The organism is Rhodococcus sp. 66b (genome assembly GCF_002076325.1).
In the GTDB taxonomy this organism is placed as follows: Bacteria; Actinomycetota; Actinomycetes; order Mycobacteriales; family Mycobacteriaceae; genus Rhodococcus_F; species Rhodococcus_F erythropolis.
The window spans coordinates 76,817-96,182 of the sequence record NZ_MUZB01000019.1; the positions used below are offsets into that span (position 1 = coordinate 76,817).

Here is a 19,366-nt window from a genome sequence, read left to right on the forward strand (position 1 = left end):
ACAGCAAACAGGTCAGACTGCAGTTGCAATCGGGCCGCGAGCAGCTTCGTACGCGGCACCGACACGGTAGAGGCGCTCGTCAGCCATGGCGGGCGCCATGATCTGCAAGCCCACCGGCAGGTTGTCGTCCGCGGACAGACCCGATGGCACCGACATCGCGCAGTGTCCGGCCAGGTTGGTCGGCAGCGTGCACAGGTCGGAGAGGTACATGGCCAACGGATCGCCGACCTTCTCCCCCAACTTCCACGGCGTGAACGGGCTGGTCGGCGAGACCAGTACGTCTACCTTCTCGTAGGCCTTGTCGAAATCGCGTGCGATGAGGGTACGAACCTTGAGCGCCGAACCGTAGTAGGCGTCGTAGTAGCCCGAGGACAGTGCGTAAGTACCGATCATGATGCGGCGCTTGACCTCCGGGCCGAAACCGGCGGCGCGGGTTGCCGCCATGACCTGGTCGGCACTCATGTTGCCTTCGTCGACCCGCAGTCCGTAGCGCATGGCGTCGAAGCGGGCCAGGTTGGACGAGACCTCACTGGGCAGCACCAGGTAGTACGACGCGAGCGCATGCTCGAAGCTCGGGCACGAAACCTCGACAACTTCGGCGCCCAAAGCCTTGAGTTGCTCGACAGCAGCGTCGAAGGAAGCGATGACGCCGGGCTGGTAGCTGTCGGAGTGAAGTTCCTTGACCACACCGACTTTGACGCCGCGCAGGTCGCCGACTGCACCTTCACGTGCCGCAGCGACCACCGGACGCACGGGGGCGTCGATGGACGTGGAGTCACGCGGATCGTGCCCGGCGATGACCTCGTGCAGCAGAGCGGTGTCGAGCACGGTGCGACCACAGGGGCCACCCTGATCGAGCGAGGAGGCGCACGCGACGAGCCCGAAGCGCGAGACAGTTCCGTACGTCGGCTTGGTTCCGACCGTCGCGGTGACCGCAGCGGGCTGACGGATCGAACCGCCGGTGTCGGTGCCGATGGCCAACGGGGCCTGACGGGACGCGAGCGCTGCAGCGCTACCACCACCGGATCCGCCGGGGATGCGGGTGACATCCCACGGGTTACGCGTCGGACCGAATGCGGAGTTCTCCGTGGAGGAGCCCATCGCAAATTCGTCGAGATTCGTCTTGCCGAGGATCGGGATGCCCGCAGCGCGAAGCTTGCTCGTCAGGGTCGCGTCGTACGGCGCAACCCAGCCTTCGAGAATCTTCGACGCACAGGTGGTCGGCATGTCCGTCGTGGTGAAGATGTCCTTCAACGCGATCGGGACGCCGGCGAGTGCCGAAGCGGGTTCGTTTCCGCCTGCGAGCGAGTTGTCCACTGCTGCGGCGGCTTCGAGAGCCTTTTCGCCGGCAACGTGCAGGAAGGCGTGGTACTCGGTGTCGACGGCAGCGATGCGGTCGAGATGCGCCTGCGTGACCTCTACCGAGGACACCTCACGCGAGTGGATCTTGCCGGCCAGCTCAGCGGCGTCCAGCGTGGTCAGATCGGTCATTCGCCCTCTCCAAGGATCTGCGGAACCGCAAAGCGATCCTGTTCGACTGCGGGTGCTCCGGACAATGCCTGCTCGGGGGTCAACCCGGGCACGATCACGTCGGGGCGCGTCACGTTGGTGACGGCATTGGGGTTCGCCATGGGCGGGACGTCGTCGGCCGCAACCTCGGTGACCACCTTGACGTGGTTGAGAATCGAATCCAACTGACCGGCGAACTCGTCGAGTTCGGCATCGGACAGGGCGAGTCTGGACAGCCGCGCGAGGTGCGCGACCTCGTCACGGGAGATGGCAGGCACCGCGGGGCCCCTTTCGGAAGAGGACGTGAACATTGCCGGTCCAGCCTAGTTGCTCGCCGCGACAGACCTGTAAGCACGCCTGCTGTGTCCCTGTAAGCACGCCTGCTGTGTCGACCGGTACGCACGCCTACTGTGTCCACCGCCACGTCGAATCCACCTCGTGTTTCGCTCGTGTGACAAGCATGTGCACCCGGTGTGACCCCGCCGCGGCGCCCACCAACGCGTGCTGAGCAAGTGCAAAGATGGGTGTGGCCCGGGTCGACGTGATCCGGGCGAGAACCGATCAGCGAAAGGCACGCACGTGTCGTACCTGCTTCGCGTCCAACTGCCCGACCGACCCGGCAGCCTCGGCGCGCTCGCCGTAGCTCTCGGATCCGTGGGCGCAGACATCCTCTCCCTCGACGTCGTGGAGCGAGGCGACGGTTTTGCCATCGACGACCTCGTGGTCGACGTCGAACCGGGCGCACTGCCCGACACCTTGATCACCGCTGCCGAGCATCTGCCCGACGTGCTGGTCGATTCGATCCGCCCCTACGCCGGGATTCTCGACACCCATCGTGAGCTCGAACTCATCGATTCCGTTGCGACAGCCCGAAACGATCGACTACAGGTCCTCGTCGACGGCGCGCCGCGTGTACTGCGAGTCGGCTGGTGCGTCGTCGCGGACATCGGCAAGCACGGTGCGTACCGCGTCGTCGGTAGCGCCGGCGCGCCGGAAACCCATGCCACCGACATTCCGTGGATGCCACTGGACAAGCCCACCGCCCTCGACGGCGAGGCCGACTGGGTTCCGGACGTCTGGCGAGAGATGAACACCAGCCTCGCTGCCGCACCGCTCGGCTCCGGCAATCGTGTCCTCATGCTCGGTCGTCCCGGAGGACCCGAATTTCGCCCTTCGGAGATAGCCCGCCTCGGCTATCTCGCCGGAATCGTCGCGACAGTGCTGGGCTGACCAGGCCGGGTAATCAGGCCAGACCGCGAACCATGACCGTCAGCTCCATACCGCGAATCGGCTCCCACGCGCGCTCGGGATCGGGGACGAACCCGTTGCGGTCGTAGATGCGACGAGCATCGACCATCTCGGGCTGCGTCGAGATGACCACCGAGTGATCGCCTCGGTCGTAGGCTTCGGCGATCACTGCGCGAACCAATGCGGTTCCGGCGCCCGATCCCCGAGCCTGCGGCGAGACCGCGAGCATGCGGAACTCGAGTTCGCCGTTCTGCGCAACATCCGCGAAGGGCGTGCCGGGTTCGGCGATCGTCAAAGAACCCACGACCTCTTCGCCGAGAACGGCAACCAGCACCCGCCCCTGCTCCACCCGAGTTGCGGTGTCTCGCAGGCGCTCCGCGTACGGCGATCCGCCGGCGACAAATCCGCCACCCACGTACGACTGCACAGTCAGTTCCCCGACGGTCTCGAACTCAGCCGGTAGAACTTCACGAATCTCGATCATGGCGTCACTATCGCACCCAGCACACCAATCTCAGAAATCGGACAAAGTCACTCTGATTCGTCCAAATCGGTGGGAGCAACCGCATCCGGGCCATCTTCGAGCAACCGCCGGAAGCCGTCTTCGTCGAGCACCGGCACACCCAATTCGACTGCCTTGTCATGCTTGGAACCGGGCGCTTCACCGACGACGACAAACGCAGTCTTCTTCGAGACCGACCCAGCCGCCTTACCGCCGCGCACCAAAATCGCTTCCTTCGCCTGATCTCGCGAGTACGTCTCGAGCGAACCGGTGACGACGATCGAGAGACCCTCGAGATTGCGCGGAATCGAGTCGTCTCGCTCGTCCTCCATACGCACTCCGGCCGAAGCCCACTTGTCGACGATCTGCTGGTGCCAGTCGACGGAGAACCACTCCACGACAGCGGCGGCGATTGTGGATCCGACACCGTCGACTGCAGCCAACTCGTCGACCGACGCTTCCCGAATACGTTGCAGCGAACCGAATTCGCCAGCCAACGCCCTCGCGGCAGTGGGGCCGACGTGCCGAATCGACAGTGCCACAAGCACTCTCCACAGCGGCTTGTCCTTGGCCGAATCCAGGTTGGCCAGCAAGCGTTTTCCGTTGGCAGACAGCGCTCCCGCATTGGTGCGGAAGATCGGAACCTCGATCAGTTTCTCGGCGTCGAGTGAGAAGAGATCGCCCTCGTCACCGATGACCTTCGCCTCCAGCAGTCCGGTCGCGGCCTCGTAACCGAGCACCTCGATGTCGAATGCTCCGCGCCCCGAGACGTGGAACACACGCTCGCGCAACTGCGCCGGGCAGTACTGCTGATTAGGGCATCGCACGTCGACGTCGCCCTCTTTCGCGGGTGCCAACAACGTGCCGCACTCGGGGCAATGCGTCGGCATGACGAACTCGCGCTCGGTACCGTCACGAACGTCTGCCACGGGACCGAGAACCTCGGGGATGACATCTCCAGCCTTGCGCAACACCACGGTGTCGCCGATCAGCACACCCTTGCGCTTGACCTCCGAGCCGTTGTGGAGGGTGGCCAAGGACACAGTGGAACCCGCCACCGTGACGGGTTCCATGTACGCGAACGGCGTCACGCGACCCGTGCGGCCGACACTGACCCGGATGTCGAGGAGCTTGGTCGTGACCTCTTCCGGCGGGTACTTGTATGCGATCGCCCACCGCGGTGCGCGAGACGTGGTGCCCAGACGTCGATGCAACGACATCTCGTCGACCTTGACCACCAACCCGTCGATCTCGTGCTCGACGTCGTGGCGATGTTCTCCCCAGTACTTCATCTTTTCGACCACGGCGTCGGCGCCGACCACCCGCGAGGTGTGCGTGGACACCGGCAGCCCCCAGGCGGCGAGGGCCACGTAGGCGTCGTACTGCGAAGCCGGCTCGAAACCTTCCATGCGCCCGAACCCGTGGCAGATCATGCCGAGGCGACGACGCGCGGTGACGGCAGGATTCTTCTGACGCAGGGAGCCCGCCGCAGAGTTGCGCGGATTGGCGAACGGCGCCTTACCCTCCTCCACGAGGGAGGCATTGAGTGCCGCGAAGTCCTCGAGGCGAAAGAACACCTCTCCTCGCACCTCGAGCAAGCTTGGAATCGGGTATTCGTCCGTGGCGGTGAGCCGCTCCGGGATGTCGTTGATCGTCAGGGCATTGAGAGTGACCAGCTCGCCCGTACGACCGTCCCCGCGGGTTGCGGCACGCACGAGTTTGCCGTTCTCGTAGACGAGATTGAGCGCGACACCGTCGATTTTCACTTCGCAGAGATAGTGCAGTTCCGGCCCGGTTTCCTGCTCTACCTTGGCGATCCATCCGCGGAGTTCGGACTCGTCGAAGACGTTGTCGAGGCTGAGCATCCGCTCGAGGTGATCGACGGACGTGAAGTCCGTCGCGAATCCGCCGCCGACGAGTTGCGTCGGAGAGTCGGGAGTTCGCAGATCCGGGTACTGCTCTTCGAGAGCATTGAGCTGCCCGAGCAATGTGTCGAATGCACCGTCCGAAATGACGGGCGCGTCACGAACGTAGTAGCGGAACTGATGCTGGCGTACCTCTTCGGCCAGCTCCGTCCACTGCTCGCGCGCCTCGTTGGGCGCTGGCTGCATTGCATCCGCGGTTTCAGTCACAGCTAGAAGATTATCGGTTCACACCGACACACCACACGACTCCACGTCAGAACGCGACACATCAGAACGCCGACGGATCGTCCACCAATGCCTTGCCGACGTCTGTGCACAGTCGAAGGGCGGCTCGACTCCACTCGAGGCTCGCACTCGCAAGACCACAGCTTGGGGTTACCGCGACCTGGTTCTGCAGGAGTTCACGCGAGAAGCCGAGACGATCGAGCAGGGTGACGGCCGGCATCGCGCATTCTTTCCACGTCACCGGCTTTTCCGGCGGGGCGGAAGGAACCAGACCGAGCGCCAATTCCTTGCCGGCGTCGAACAACTGGCCGATGCCGTCCAGATCACGTGAGCCGATGAGCGACATGTCGAAACTCACGCCGAACGCCTGGCTTCGCCTCATCAGATCCCACGGCATGTCGGCGCCGCAACTGTGGACGATTGTGGGCAATCCGCAACCGCTGATCGTCGAGTCGAGAACGGCGAGCGCCTCGGGTTCCGGCAGAGCCGGAACGCTCTCCATCTTGGTGCGCCCGGGTAGTGAACCGGCCAGCACTGCCGCGATCTGCGGCTCGTCCAATTGGATCACCACTCGGGCACCGGTACGACGAGTGACCTCGGCGGCGTGGCGCGCGAGCCCCTCACCAAGTGATTCGGCGATGTCCCGGAGTGCCCCACGGTCGACGAGAACTCGCGAACCGTTTGCAACCTCGATCTCGGCGCCGAGTGTCAGCGGGCCGGCAGCTTGAAGCTTGATCACGTGGTCTCCGCCGACCAGACGGGCCGATTCCCAGGCTTCCTCGAGTGCGTCGAGATCCTGATTCAGGAAGTCCTCGGCTCGCTTCGCGACGTTGCCCCGCCGAGGCACGACGCGATAGGCGCGGGTCGAGGCGTCGAGGTTGATGTCGACCAGAATCGCGCCTGCTCGGCCGACCATGTCAGCGCCGAGACCGCGGCTCGGCAACTCCACCAGGTGTGGGAAACCGCCCAGTTCACCAAGGATGGTTGCGGCGCTTTCGCGGGCGTCCGTGCCCGGCCAGGATCCGATTCCGGTGACGAGGCCACCGATGGAAACCTGCTGTGTCACAGTGTGTTCGGCTCGGATTCGGTGCCGGAGATGGTGCCACTGCCGAGAACCTGGTCGCCCAGTTCGCTGTCGGGGCGATACAGCACGACGGCCTGGCCCTTCGCGACGCCGGTCAGTGGTTCGCGCAACGAAATGGAGATGCCGCCGCCCGAAGTACCGTCGTCGACGGCCTCGGCGACGGCCTGCGCCAGTCCGCCGTGCGCACGAACCTGCACCATGCACTCGACGGGGCCTTCCGGCGCCTGGCCCGAGGTCCAGATCGCGCGCTGGGCCGAGATGGCCCAGACGTCGAGATTCTTGGCCGAACCGACTCGCACCGTTCCGGTTTCGGGCTCGATCGCGGTCACGTACCGCGGACGGCCGTCACCTGCGGGACCTTCGACGCCGAGGCCCTTGCGCTGTCCGATCGTGAAGCCGTGTACGCCGTCGTGTGCAGCGAGGACCTCACCCGAATCGGCGTCGACGACGCTTCCCGGACGAACGCCGATGCGCGCACCCAGGAATGCTCGGGTATCGCCGGTCGGGATGAAGCAGATGTCATGGCTGTCAGGCTTGTTCGCCACAGCCAGACCGCGCTCGGCGGCTTCCTCGCGGATCTGTTCTTTCGGTGTGTCACCGATCGGGAACATCGCTCGCGAAAGCTGATCGGCCGTCAGCACACCGAGGACATACGACTGGTCCTTGTCCGCGTCGACCGCCCGGCGTAGGACGCCGTCTTCGAGGCGCGCGTAGTGACCGGTCGCCACGGCATCGAAGCCGAGAGCGACCGCACGGTCGGCCAGTGCGGTGAACTTGATCTTCTCGTTGCACCGCAGGCACGGATTGGGGGTCTCACCCGCTGCGTACGACGCCACGAAGTCGTCGATCACGTCTTCCTTGAAGCGATCGGCGAAATCCCAGACGTAGAAGGGTATTCCGAGGACGTCGGCAGCGCGCCTGGCGTCGCCGGCATCTTCCTTCGAGCAGCATCCACGCGAACCCGTCCGCAATGCACCCGGCGCCGTGGACAGCGCAAGATGAACGCCGACGACGTCATGTCCGGCGGCAACAGCGCGGGCGGCGGCGACAGCGGAGTCGACACCTCCGCTCATGGCTGCGAGTACTCGCATCAGCGATCCCCTCCACGCGAACCGGCACCGGCAAGACCGGCGGCCCGAGCGCGCTCTACTACTTGTGGAAGCGCAGCGATTAGCGCGTCCACATCGGTGACACTCGACGTATGTCCGAGCGAAAATCTCAGTGAGCCACGCGCGACGGGCGATTCGACGCCCATCGCGATCAAGACATGGCTGGCTCTGGCCACACCGGCGGTGCAGGCCGAACCGGTGGAACATTCGATACCGGCGGCGTCGAGCAGCATCAGCAACGAATCGCCCTCGCAGCCGGGGAAGGTGAAGTGCGCGTTACCGGGAAGCCGATCGGATCCGGTCGGGCCGTTGAGCACCGACTCGGGAAGAATCTCCAGGACTCCGTCGATCAAACGGTCACGCAACTGCGCCAATTCCCTTGTGCTGGAATCGAAGTTCTCGACGTTTGCGCGCAGCGCCGCAGCCATCCCGACAACGCCCGCAGTATCCGGAGTGCCCGAACGCAGATCACGTTCGTGTCCGCCGCCGTGAAGGAGCGGCACACACGGAACCTGGCGTCCGAGCAGCAGTGCGCCGACGCCGTGCGGACCACCGAACTTGTGCGCCGCGATGCTCAGCGCGGACAACTTGCTCGCCGCGAAATCGACCGGCAATTGCGCAACGGCCTGAACCGCGTCGCTGTGCATCGGAATCTCGAACTCAGCCGAAATCTCCGCCAACTCCACGATCGGCATGATGGAGCCGACCTCGTTGTTGGCCCACATCACCGTAACGAGTGCTACCTCGTCGGCGTGGACGGAAAGCTCGTCGCGCAAGGTCTGCGGGTCAACGACACCGTTCTCGTCGACCGGCAACCACGTCACGCGCGCGCCCTCGTGCTGCTCGAGCCACTCGACGGCGTCGAGCACCGCATGATGCTCGACGGAGCTGGCCAGGATGCGAGTGCGTCGCGGATCGGCGTCACGGCGAGCCCAGTAGATGCCCTTGACCGCGAGATTGTCGCTCTCGGTTCCGCCGGAGGTGAAGATGACCTCCGAAGGCCGCGCACCCAGGCTGGCAGCGATCGATTCCCGCGACTCCTCGACGCGGCGCCGGGCCGCACGGCCGGAACCGTGAAGCGAGGACGCGTTGCCCACGGTTTTGAAGGTATCGGTCATCGCCTCGATAGCGGCTGCCGACATCGGAGTCGTGGCGGCATGATCGAGGTACACCGGAAATCCGGCGTGGGCACTGTGTGCAGGCAGAGTCATGGCTTGACAAGGATAGCCCAGCACGAGAGTTCGCCCAGCCTCGCTCAGCAGGCTAAGCGGTCATTGCCGGGGAGGTATCGATTTGTCCCACGGCTTGTGTCACGAGTTCCGGTGCGGGGTCGAAGATGTCGTGAGCTGCCAAATCGATGGTTTCGACGCCACGTACGGCTCTCTCGCATCGCTGCGCGAGGTCGACTCGACACTCCCCTGCCTCCTCGAGCGGAGCCAGCCTGACCTTCACCTCGACGTTCTTCTGACGCAGGATCCGACCGATGGACTGACCGATAGTTTCGGTGCCGACAAAGCACGGTCCGGTGCACAGGGAACCGTCGGCGTTCTCGTAGCGGATCGCCATCGGCTGAACCGGGCATTCGGCGTCGACGGCAGCTTGGAACATTGCCGGGCGAAAACCTCCGTACGCCCGCCCGCACCAGGTCGTTCCCTCGGGAAACACCATTACGCGGACACCACGCTGAAGTCGTTCGCGAACGACGTCGACGGTTCCGGGAAGTTCACGCAGTCGGGCGCGATCGATGGGCACTACGCGCATCCGGCGCGCGAGACCACCGAGCACTGCCCAGTCGAGCAGGTCGGCACGGGCGACGAAGTTGGCCGGGGCAACGGCACTCGCGACGAGGACGTCGGTCCACGACACGTGACCGGCGACAACCATCACGCCCGCCGGTTCGGCGCGCCCCAACCGCTGATCGTCGACCGTGAGCTTCATTCCCAGACAACGCAGCAACGCGCGCGAGTATCCGCGTTGCATCTCCGTACGCCAGGTGCGCGGGAGCAGCCAGCCGGCGGAGAGCACCGGCGCAGTCACCAGTGCGGCGCCGACCATGACCCCGCGGGCCATCACGGTGATACTCGACACACCGGGTGCGTCCGTAGGTAGGCACCCGTCGCCGCAGGGGCTCGTCGGCACCCAGTACGGCACCGTCGCGGTCATCAGCCGATCCCCGATTCGTGTGCGGCGGCCGCCGATCGCAGCCGTTCCAGATAGCGCTTGTTGGCGGAGTGAAGGCCTTGCAGCGCAACAAAATCGGCTACACCGAACTCGGGATCGTGAGCAGGTTCCCCGCAGATCATCGCGCCCATCCGCAAGTAGCCACGTAGCAACGGCGGCATCGTCACGCGTTCCGGTGCGGCAATCTCGTCGAGCGTCAGACCGCCGAGGACCACCGGGTTTCGTGGCGTCACCCGCCGCGACCCCGGACTGGCGTGTTTGTTCATCACGAAGTCACGGACGCCGCGGACATCGGCGCCGGCAATTGAATCGGGGCTCGGCAAGATGGGCACGGAGACGCAGCCCATCACCCACTCGTATCCGGTCAGTTCGAGGTAGTGCAGAATGCCCGACCACATCAGGCTGAGGACGGATCCGGTGCGGTGCGCGGGATCGACGCACGCGCGACCCATTTCGACGATCCTGTTCGCCACCGGATCGAGCGCGGAGATGTCGAATTCGGTTGCGGTGTAATACCCACCCGCCGCCGCAGCGGAATCCGGCGGCAGCATTCGGTAGCAGCCGACGTACTCCTCGGTGATGTTGTCACGAACGAGTAGATGATCACAGAATTCGTCGAAGCCGTCGGCGTCGAGTTCGAAGACCCCGGCCGAGGCCGGGAGGGAGAAGCCTGGCTCGGAGGCGAACACTCGGTATCGAAGGCGCTGCGCTGCGACACGATGCTCGCGGTCGGAGGAGACGATCAGGGAATATCTCGGCTGGGCGACTTCACGGCCGAGATTGTCACTCGCGGAGCGAAGGACTGACGTAATTGTCATGCGCAAGGTTTATCGAGCGCGAACGGCGTCTCGGTATCGACGAAGTGACATGCCGATGCAGGCCGGGTGAATAAAGCACTGTGCGCCTTTATCAACCGCGGGGGTTGATAAAGGCGCACAGCAGTTTGTGCTTTTTAGCCCTTGTGGGACTTCACAGCTTCGGTGAGCTGCGGTGCGACGTTGAACAGGTCGCCCACGATGCCGAAGTCGGCGATCTCGAAGATGGGTGCCTCTTCGTCCTTGTTGACCGCGACGATGGTCTTGGACGTCTGCATGCCGGCGCGGTGCTGGATGGCACCGGAAATGCCGAGCGCGATGTACAGCTGCGGGGAGACCGTCTTACCGGTCTGACCGACCTGGAACTGTCCGGGGTAGTAACCCGAGTCCACAGCGGCACGCGAAGCACCGACTGCAGCACCGAGGGAATCGGCCAGCTCTTCGACGACGGAGAACTTGTCCGCGCTGCCGACGCCACGTCCACCGGAGACGACAACCGACGCCTCGGTGAGCTCGGGGCGGTCGCCGCCGACAATGGGCTCACGCGAGGTGACCTTGACGGCACTCTCGTCCTGAGCCGGAACCTCGACGGTGATCTGCTCGCCTGCGCCGGCCTGCGGAGCAGCCTCGACTGCACCCGGACGAACCGAGTAGACGGGAACGTCGCCGTTGGCCTTGGCTTCGACGGTGAACGCGCCACCGAAGATGGAGTGGACGCCGGTGCCGTCAGCCTTGATCTCGATGACGTCGGTCAGCAGTCCGGAGCCCAGACGTGCGGCCAGACGACCGGCAACCTCTTTGCCCTCGGTGCCGGCTGCGGTGATGACTGCTGCCGGGCTGGTGGACTCGACCAGAGCGGCGAGAACGTCGACCTTGGGGGTGACGAGGTAGCCGTCGATGTCGTCGGACTCGGCGACGTAGATCTTCTCGGCTCCGGCTGCTGCCAGAGCGTCGGCGAGCTTTGCTGCGGTGCCCGCGGGGCCGGCGACAACTGCCGACGGCTCACCGAGTGCGCGTGCAGCGGTGATGAGTTCGGTGCTGACCTTCTTCAGCGCACCCTCTGCGTGCTCTACGAGCACAAGTACTTCTGCCATGACTTAACTCTCCCTGAGTTCTTCTGCTGGATGTCTAGAAGGGCGCGATCAGATGACCTTGTTGCTGACGAGGTAAGCGGCAATCTTGGTGCCACCGTCTCCCTCGTCGGCGATGCGCTCACCAGCGGTACGGGGGGGCTTCGGGGTGGAGGACGTCACGGTGGTGCCGGCGTTGGCAACTCCGACGGTCTCCGGGTCGACTCCGAGGTCGGCCAGCGTGTAAACGAGAACTTCCTTCTTCTTCGCGGCCATGATGCCCTTGAAGGACGGGAAGCGCGGCTCGTTGATCTTCTCGGTGACCGAGACGATCGCGGGCAGCGAAGCCTCGAGGCCGAAGACGCCCTCGTCGGTCTCGCGCTCACCGGTGATCTTGCCGTCGGCGACGACGACCTTGCGCAGCTGCGTGAGCTGCGGGATGCCCAGGTACTCGGCGATGATGGCCGGAACAGCGCCGACGCGGCCGTCGGTGGCCTCGTTGCCGGCGATGATCAGGTCGGCAGGCTCGTCGTTCTCGAAGGTGATCTGTCCGAGAGCAGCAGCGAGCGTCCATGCGGTCTGGATCGCGTCGGAGCCGTGCAGTGCCGGGTCGTTGATGTGGACGGCCTTGTCGGCGCCCATCGACAGAGCCTTGCGGATAGCGTCGGTGGCGCGGTCGGGACCTGCGGACAGCACCGTTACCTCACCGCCCTGAGCTTCCTTGATGAGGAGTGCTTCTTCGACGGAGCGCTCGTTGATCTCGTCGAGGACTGCGTCAGCGGCTTCACGGTCAAGCGTGTAGTCGCCGTCGGTCAGCTTGCGCTCGGACCATGTGTCGGGGACCTGCTTGATCAAAACAACGATATTCGTCATGGGTCTTCGTCGACCTCCTGTGTGTAATTCACCTGATAAATCGTCTGTGGTGCTCGCGCAGTCCGAGCGTCCGAAAAGAGAGTCCGACAGGTCTCCCCACGGGCGAATTTCTCGGTTCACGTCGGCTGTGCGTTAGATTACCCCACGTTAAGTTACCGGTGGGTAACTTAACGTGGAACCTCGTCCACCATAACGGCACGAACAGGAATTGACAGCAGTGATCTGGACCACGGCGAACACGTTCTACTCGGATGGCACTAATCTCGCACGGGTGAGTGAAACGAGTGTCAGCAACCACGAGGACGCACCCCTGCCCTTGACGGGCGAACGAACCGTGCCAGGAATCCCCGAGGAGAACTACTGGTTCCGACGCCACGAAGTGGTGTACCGCGCACTTCTGGAGCGCTGCACGGACCGCCGAGTCCTCGAGGCCGGATCCGGAGAAGGCTACGGCGCCAACATGATTGCGGACGTCGCAACGAAGGTTACCGGCCTCGACTACGACGTCTCCGCGGTCGAACACGTTCGTGCGCGCTACCCCCGCGTCGAGATGCTCCACGGCAATCTCGCCGAGCTTCCACTGGCCGACAACTCGGTTGACGTCGTCGTCAATTTCCAGGTTATCGAGCACCTGTGGGATCAGGGTCAGTTCCTGCGCGAGTGCTTCCGAGTTCTCGCTCCCGGCGGTGAACTTCTGATCAGTACCCCCAACCGGATCACGTTCTCCCCCGGCCGCGACACGCCGCTCAACCCTTTCCACACTCGTGAGCTCAACGCCGCCGAAATGACCGAATTGCTCGAAGACGCCGGATTCCGCGTTCAGTTGATGACCGGCGTCCACCACGGTTCACGCCTGAAGGAACTCGACGCCAAGCACGGCGGATCGTTCATCAACGCGCAGATCGACCGCGCGTTGGCCGGTGAGCCCTGGCCCGAAGATCTCACCCGCGACGTCGAGGGCATCACCGTCGACGACTTCAGCATCAGCGAACCCGACATCGACGACAGCCTCGACCTCGTCGCTATCGCCGTGAAAGAAACTGCCGTGAAGGAATCCGGCGAGTGAGTAACGCAACACCCGTCACCGAACCGGGGATGTTCGCCCTGGTTCTGCACTCCCATCTGCCGTGGCTCGCCAACCACGGCAGATGGCCCGTCGGCGAGGAATGGATCTACCAGTCCTGGGCTGCGTCGTACATTCCGCTCGCCGCCGCGCTACGACGCCTGGCCGACGAGGGCCGATCGCACCTGCTGACGCTGGGAATCACGCCGGTGCTCGCGGCCCAGTTGGACGATCCCCACTGCCTCGCCGGTATGCATCACTGGCTCGGCAACTGGCAGATCCGTGCACACGAGGCCGCCGGCATGCCGGACGCAGCGCACCGCGAACTCGGAGCGCGCGAACACCGAGCGTCCGCAGCGGCTCTCGAAGATTTCGAGACTCATTGGCAGCACGGCGCCTCACCCGTGTTCCGCGACCTCATCGACCGCGAGGCCTTCGAGCTTCTCGGCGGGCCGCTGGCCCACCCGTTCCAGCCGCTGCTCGACCCTCGCTTGCGTGCGTTCTCCCTCCGCGAAGGTCTCGCCGACGCGCATGCCCGGTGGAACCACACTCCGACCGGGATCTGGGGGCCCGAGTGCGGGTACACCCCGGGCATGGAGCGCGGGTACGCCGAAGCGGGTGTCACCCACTTCATGGTCGACGGTCCCGCCTTGCGCGGCGACACGTCCCTCGGTCGCCCGGTTCGAGAATCCGACGTGGTTGCCTTCGGCCGCGACCTGCAGGTCAGCTACCGCGTCTGGTCCCCGAAATCCGGATATCCGGGTCACGCTGCTTACCGCGATTTCCACACCTACGACCACGAGACGGGTCTCAAGCCCTCGCGGGTCACCGGCCGGACCGTCGACTCCGCCGACAAGTTGCCGTACGACCCCGAACTCGCCGCCGCCGCCGTCGACAAGCATGTCGCCGACTTCGTCGAAACCGTTCGGGCGCGTCTGCGCAGTGAATCCACCCGCATCGGCCGCGACGCCCTCGTGGTCGCAGCATTCGACACCGAACTGTTCGGGCACTGGTGGCACGAAGGCCCGCAGTGGCTCGAGAAGCTCCTGCGCGCGCTTCCGGAAGCCGGAATTCGCGTCGGCACCCTCGCCGACGCCAAGGAATCGGGATACGTCGGCGAACCCGTTCAGCTCGAGGATTCGTCCTGGGGATCGGGCAAGGACTGGCGCGTATGGGCCGGCGATCAGGTGTCCGACCTCGTGCAACTGAACTCCGAGGTGGTCGATACCGCCCTCACCACCGTGGACAAGTCTCGCGGCCGCGACAACGCACCCGGCCGACCGGAACTGCGAAACCGGGTCAACGATCAGGTCCTTCGCGAGACACTGATGACAGTTTCGAGCGATTGGGCATTCATGGTGAGCAAGGATTCGGCCGCGGGGTACGCCCGCGAACGCGCACACAAGCACGCCCACGCGACCCGGGAAATCTCCGAAGCGCTCGTTTCCGGCCGCGATGCCGTGGCCGAGCGGCTGGCCGACGGCTGGAATCGCGCCGACGGATTGTTCCCGGGGCTGGATGCTCGCCGTCTGCCTGACACAGAACTGGTGAACGGGAGCGCGTCGTGAAGATTCTCATCGTCTCGTGGGAGTACCCACCGGTCGTTGTCGGCGGCCTCGGCCGACACGTCCACCATCTCGCCACCGAGCTTGCGGCTGCAGGCCACGAAGTCGTGGTTCTCTCGCGCCGCCCCTCCGGCACCGATGCGTCGACGCACCCGACGGTCACGCACATCTCCGAAGGCGTACTGGTCGTCGCAGTGGCCGAGGACCCGGCACACTTCGTCTTCGGCGAGGACATGCTCGCGTGGACCCTCGCGATGGGTCACGCGATGGTCCGTGCCGGGATGGCGCTGCACAAGCCAGGAGTGGGCGAGGGCTGGCAACCGGACGTCGTGCACGCACACGACTGGCTGGTCGCACATCCGGCGATCGCCTTGGCCGAATTCTATGACGTCCCACTGGTTTCAACGCTTCACGCCACCGAGGCGGGTCGCCACAGCGGCTGGATCTCCGGACGCATCAACCGCCAGGTCCACTCGGTCGAGTGGTGGCTGGCAAACGAATCCGACTCTCTCATAACCTGTTCGGCGTCCATGCAGGAAGAAGTGACCGAACTCTACGGTCCGACGCTGCCGCCGATCACTGTCATCCGCAACGGAATCGACGTGACCACGTGGAGCTTTCGCGAACGTGGACCGCGGTCAGGGCCGCCGAAACTCCTCTTCGTCGGCCGCCTGGAATACGAGAAGGGTGTGCAGGACGCTATCGCGGCACTCCCCCGAATCCGTCGTAGCCACCCCGGCACGACCCTCGCGATCGCGGGCGAAGGCACCCAGTTCACCTGGCTCTACCAACAGGCTCGCACACATCGCGTCGCGCGGGCAGTGGACTTTCTCGGCAACCTCGATCACACGGAACTGCTCAGCTGGCTGCACGGAGCGGACGCCATCGTCCTGCCGTCGCGCTACGAGCCGTTCGGGATCATCGCCCTCGAAGCGGCGGCAGCCGGCACTCCGCTGATCACGTCCACCGCAGGCGGACTGGGCGAAGCCGTCGTCGACGGGGTGACCGGGATGTCGTTCCAACCGGGTGACATCGCCGGGCTCACCTCGGCGGTCCGCGAAGTTCTCGACGATCCCGCCGGGGCGCAGGAACGGGCAGTGGCCGCCCGGGCACGCCTGACGTCGGACTTCGACTGGCATCAGGTCGCCGAGGAGACTGCTCACGTCTACGCGGGCGCAAAGCGTCGGGTGCGGCAGCCGTTGGCGCGGCCGCAGATTCCCGAGCGGCCGCTCCCTGGTCGCTGAAGCGCTGACCTCAGCGGGTCGGGAGGGGCGCGGTGAAGCGAGAACTCGCATCCCCGAGCAGATGGCCTGGTGGCAACATCCGGCCACACAACACCAGCAACAAGTCCTGCGCCGCTCCGTGAACCTCGGCGCCGGCACCGTACGTCCAGTCTCGGTCGTCGGCGCGCAACCGAGCGCCGTCGAGGTCAGTTCCGAAATACTTCACGGTTTTGGGCGAGAGTCCGCTGAGCACACGAGTGAGCCGGTCTTCGGGCACCACGTAGTCGTCGCCGAGTGCCACGCGAATGTCCTGACCGTGGATCACGTCGTGTGAGAGTGCGCCCTCGAAGCCACCGCCCGGCGGCTTCCACGGGTGTGCGACGTTGTCGCGAAGCGAGGCAAGCAGTTGTTGCTCACCGACTTCCGACGCGTCGGCGAGCGCTCGCCGATTCGACATCTTGTTGAAGTTTCCGCGTGACTTGACCATTTCCACGACGAATCGCGGCGCCGAGTATCGGTAGGGCATGGTGATGTGCGCGATCACTTCGCGGACCCGCCACCCGTCGCACAGGGTCGGCGCGTTCCACTGCTCCGCGCTCAGGCCTTCGAGAAATCCCACCAGTTCGCGGCGCTGCGCCACGACCCATTCGGGTGTCTGTTCGCTCATGTCGGCACTCCTTTCACCGGCGCAGACTTTCGGCGCCGATACCGATACAGACCGGTGGCGGCGCCGAAAGTAATCGCTGGTTCTGCCAAAAAGTGAGCTACGACGCCGACGACGCGTCGGCAGCGTCCGCAGCAGCCTTCTTGCGTGCGATGTCCTCGAGTGCCGCGATGTACTTTGCACGATCGGCTGCGCCGGCTTCCCAATCGGACTTGCGGTTCTTGACCGCCTTCGCGGGCGAGCCGACCGCGATGCTGTAGTCCGGGATGTCTCCCTTGACGACGGCGTGCGCACCGAGGACACAACCGCGTCCGACGCGGGTATTTCGCAGCACGGTGACCTTCGCTGCCACCCAGGTGTCCGGGCCGATACGGACGGGGCCCTTGACGATGCCCTGGTCCTTGATCGGTGTGTTGATGTCGTCCATGCGGTGGTCGAAGTCGCAGATGTAGCACCAGTCGGCTACGAGCGTCGACGCACCGATTTCGATGTCGAGGTAGGTGTTGACGACGTTGTCCTTGCCGAAGACGACCTTGTCGCCGATGCGCAGCGAACCTTCGTGGCAACGGATCGCGTTGCCGTCGCCGATGTGTACCCAGCGCCCGATCTCGAGGCGGGACAGGTCGGGGGTCGAATGGATTTCGACGTTCTTGCCGAGGAACACCATGCCACGCAGGATCACGTGCGGGTTGGCCATCTTGAACTTGACGAGACGGTAGTACCGCACCAGATACCAGGGTGTGTACGCCTTGTTCGCCAGAACCCATTTGAGGGAATCGACCGTCAAGAACTTGGCCTGATCGCTGTCGCCTCGGCGTGATCCCCGCCATCGAGTGCGCAACGGTGCGCCCCACATGCTCGTCATGAGTGTTCAGCCTACGTGGGGCCGACTCACCGACCCTCGGGGTGTGCCCCGTCACGTTGCCCCGGTCGGGATAGTCTCTGGTCCGGGCTTGTGCAGTTACCGAGGGCTCTTGATCAAGTGAAGGCAGGGAGATTGTGATGCGGCGGGTCCTACGGTCGTCCGTGATGGTGTCGACGGCGATCGCTGCGGCCCTGATCGCCGGTTGCGGCAGCGACGACGGACGGGTGGACCGGTACGCGTCGGCGGGTTGGCCGGCCATGCATGCCGACGCCCGCAACAGCGACACGAGCCCGGTCACCGGATCACGCGATGTCGAGTTCGCATGGTCACGCCCTCTCGGCGGTCCGGTTGCCGCGTACGCCTCGGTGGCCGCGAACGGCCAGAGCTTCGTCACCGCCCGCACCGAGAACGGCTGCAATCTCTTCTCGTTCCAGATGGATACGGGTCGCAAGAAGTGGTGCGCTCGACTCAACGACGGAGTCGTCGCCTCGACTCCCGTCGTCGACACGGCCACCAATGTCTACGTCGGTGAGAGCGGCGCGATGATGTCCTTCACCGAGACTGGTCAATTGCGTTGGCGCACGCTCGTTGTGGGCACTCCTCTCTCGTCGCAGTTCACCGGCGACGGAAACCTGTTGTTCATCACCCAATTGGGTCAGATCAACGTGCTCGACCCGCAGACCGGCGCCAAAGTGGTTCCGTCGTTCGACCTGATCCCGCCGCCGTCGATCGACCAGGGCGCAAATGCAGAACTCATTCCCGACAACAAGGGTTTGAACGAGTGCTTCCTCGGCACGTCCGGCTGCCCGGTGGCCAATACGCCGGCAGTGGACCTGGGCACCGGCAAGTTCTACTTCACCTTCTACGGACCCAGTTCTCGGGCAGCCGATCTGGTCGCCATGAAGTACACGGGCGGCGACAATCCGTCCATCACCCGCGAGTGGTCCACCGACGCGCTTCCCGGTGGAACGGCGTCGAGCCCGGACCTGTCGAAGGACGGCAAGACCGTGTACGCCACCGACAACAACGGATCTCTCTGGGCAGTGAACGCCGAAACCGGTGACACCAGGTGGAGTTACGACATCGGCTTCAACTCGGCCGGTAGTGCCTCGACGTCCGACGACGGTTTGATCATTCCCGCCGGCGGCGACAAGGGCCACCTCCTTGCCGTGCGCGACGAGGGAGATCACGCCGAACTGGCCTGGGAACGTAAAGACCTTCTGCAACTGGGTGTTCCGGCGCAGACCGCCGGCAACACCGGATACACCGTCGTCCGTGAGGGTGAGAACGGACTGAGCCTGATCACCTTCGACACCGAAACCGGTGAGACGGTGGATCAGGACACGTTGCCGGGAGCAGTCGGCTTCACCGTCGGCACCTCGATCGGCCCCAAGGGCGAAGTGTTGACGCCCAGCGCAATCGGTGAGCTGTTCGTCTTCAAGTGA

At 64.8% G+C, this 19,366-nt stretch carries 18 protein-coding genes; 5 read left to right on the plus strand and 13 right to left on the minus strand.

Annotation, left to right across the window (positions count from 1 at the left end):
* Nucleotides 1–12 precede the first annotated feature (12 nt).
* Nucleotides 13–1,491 carry an Asp-tRNA(Asn)/Glu-tRNA(Gln) amidotransferase subunit GatA gene (gatA, locus tag B0E55_RS27685; RefSeq protein ID WP_021343887.1) on the minus strand — a complete coding sequence of 493 codons (1,479 nt, stop codon included), beginning with the start codon at nt 1,489–1,491 and terminating at the stop codon, nt 13–15.
* Nucleotides 1,488–1,787, minus strand: coding sequence for an Asp-tRNA(Asn)/Glu-tRNA(Gln) amidotransferase subunit GatC (gene gatC, locus B0E55_RS27690; protein ID WP_003944747.1), 300 nt, complete (start codon nt 1,785–1,787; stop codon nt 1,488–1,490). Before gatC ends, gatA begins: the two co-directional genes overlap by 4 nt.
* A gap of 301 nt (nt 1,788–2,088) precedes the next feature.
* Between gatC and B0E55_RS27695 the strand changes: the two genes are divergently transcribed.
* The gene (locus B0E55_RS27695) at nt 2,089–2,739 is read left to right on the plus strand and encodes a hypothetical protein (RefSeq protein ID WP_020969299.1); all 651 of its coding nucleotides are present in this window, start codon (nt 2,089–2,091) and stop codon (nt 2,737–2,739) included.
* 13 nt (nt 2,740–2,752) lie between these two features.
* On the opposite strand, the gene B0E55_RS27700 is transcribed toward B0E55_RS27695, so the two are convergent.
* From B0E55_RS27700 to B0E55_RS27740, 9 genes are all read right to left on the minus strand, one after another.
* Nucleotides 2,753–3,241 (minus strand): GNAT family N-acetyltransferase, encoded by a 489-nt coding sequence (locus tag B0E55_RS27700; protein ID WP_080910881.1) that lies wholly within the window; start codon nt 3,239–3,241, stop codon nt 2,753–2,755.
* Between the two features lie 47 nt (nt 3,242–3,288).
* The gene (ligA, locus tag B0E55_RS27705) at nt 3,289–5,370 is read right to left on the minus strand and encodes an NAD-dependent DNA ligase LigA (RefSeq protein WP_232252717.1); all 2,082 of its coding nucleotides are present in this window, start codon (nt 5,368–5,370) and stop codon (nt 3,289–3,291) included.
* An 82-nt stretch (nt 5,371–5,452) separates the two neighbouring features.
* Nucleotides 5,453–6,475 carry a methionine synthase gene (locus B0E55_RS27710; protein WP_042951487.1) on the minus strand — a complete coding sequence of 341 codons (1,023 nt, stop codon included), beginning with the start codon at nt 6,473–6,475 and terminating at the stop codon, nt 5,453–5,455.
* Nucleotides 6,472–7,584 (minus strand): tRNA 2-thiouridine(34) synthase MnmA, encoded by a 1,113-nt coding sequence (gene mnmA / locus B0E55_RS27715; RefSeq protein ID WP_003944736.1) that lies wholly within the window; start codon nt 7,582–7,584, stop codon nt 6,472–6,474. The genes B0E55_RS27710 and mnmA overlap by 4 nt, the downstream gene beginning before the upstream one ends.
* Nucleotides 7,584–8,813, minus strand: a complete 1,230-nt coding sequence (locus B0E55_RS27720) for a cysteine desulfurase family protein (RefSeq protein WP_019747909.1) — start codon at nt 8,811–8,813, stop codon at nt 7,584–7,586. Before B0E55_RS27720 ends, mnmA begins: the two co-directional genes overlap by 1 nt.
* A gap of 52 nt (nt 8,814–8,865) precedes the next feature.
* A complete protein-coding gene (locus tag B0E55_RS27725; protein WP_080910883.1) occupies nt 8,866–9,765 on the minus strand; it encodes a lysophospholipid acyltransferase family protein in 900 nt (299 codons plus the stop codon).
* Complete coding sequence (locus B0E55_RS27730; protein WP_080910884.1) at nt 9,765–10,601, minus strand: GNAT family N-acetyltransferase; 837 nt, start codon at nt 10,599–10,601, stop codon at nt 9,765–9,767. Before B0E55_RS27730 ends, B0E55_RS27725 begins: the two co-directional genes overlap by 1 nt.
* Nucleotides 10,602–10,735: 134 nt before the next feature.
* Nucleotides 10,736–11,692 (minus strand): electron transfer flavoprotein subunit alpha/FixB family protein, encoded by a 957-nt coding sequence (locus tag B0E55_RS27735; RefSeq protein ID WP_003944698.1) that lies wholly within the window; start codon nt 11,690–11,692, stop codon nt 10,736–10,738.
* A 48-nt stretch (nt 11,693–11,740) separates the two neighbouring features.
* Entirely contained in the window at nt 11,741–12,541 is an 801-nt protein-coding gene (locus B0E55_RS27740) for an electron transfer flavoprotein subunit beta/FixA family protein (protein ID WP_019747906.1), read from the minus strand.
* 271 nt (nt 12,542–12,812) lie between these two features.
* Between B0E55_RS27740 and B0E55_RS27745 the strand changes: the two genes are divergently transcribed.
* The 3 genes from B0E55_RS27745 to B0E55_RS27755 are packed head-to-tail and all read left to right on the plus strand — an operon-like array spanning nt 12,813 to nt 16,413.
* Nucleotides 12,813–13,607, plus strand: coding sequence for a class I SAM-dependent methyltransferase (locus B0E55_RS27745; RefSeq protein WP_044479608.1), 795 nt, complete (start codon nt 12,813–12,815; stop codon nt 13,605–13,607).
* A gap of 29 nt (nt 13,608–13,636) precedes the next feature.
* A complete protein-coding gene (locus B0E55_RS27750; protein WP_080910900.1) occupies nt 13,637–15,172 on the plus strand; it encodes a 1,4-alpha-glucan branching protein domain-containing protein in 1,536 nt (511 codons plus the stop codon).
* A complete protein-coding gene (locus tag B0E55_RS27755; protein WP_020969294.1) occupies nt 15,169–16,413 on the plus strand; it encodes a glycosyltransferase family 4 protein in 1,245 nt (414 codons plus the stop codon). Before B0E55_RS27750 ends, B0E55_RS27755 begins: the two co-directional genes overlap by 4 nt.
* A 10-nt stretch (nt 16,414–16,423) precedes the next feature.
* Here the strand turns inward: B0E55_RS27755 and B0E55_RS27760 are convergent, their stop codons facing one another.
* Complete coding sequence (locus B0E55_RS27760; protein WP_019747902.1) at nt 16,424–17,059, minus strand: maleylpyruvate isomerase family mycothiol-dependent enzyme; 636 nt, start codon at nt 17,057–17,059, stop codon at nt 16,424–16,426.
* Between the two features lie 97 nt (nt 17,060–17,156).
* Complete coding sequence (locus B0E55_RS27765) at nt 17,157–17,921, minus strand: acyltransferase (protein ID WP_080910885.1); 765 nt, start codon at nt 17,919–17,921, stop codon at nt 17,157–17,159.
* 137 nt (nt 17,922–18,058) lie between these two features.
* Here B0E55_RS27765 and B0E55_RS27770 point away from each other — a divergent pair, with 137 nt between their 5' ends.
* Entirely contained in the window at nt 18,059–19,366 is a 1,308-nt protein-coding gene (locus tag B0E55_RS27770; RefSeq protein ID WP_080910886.1) for an outer membrane protein assembly factor BamB family protein, read from the plus strand.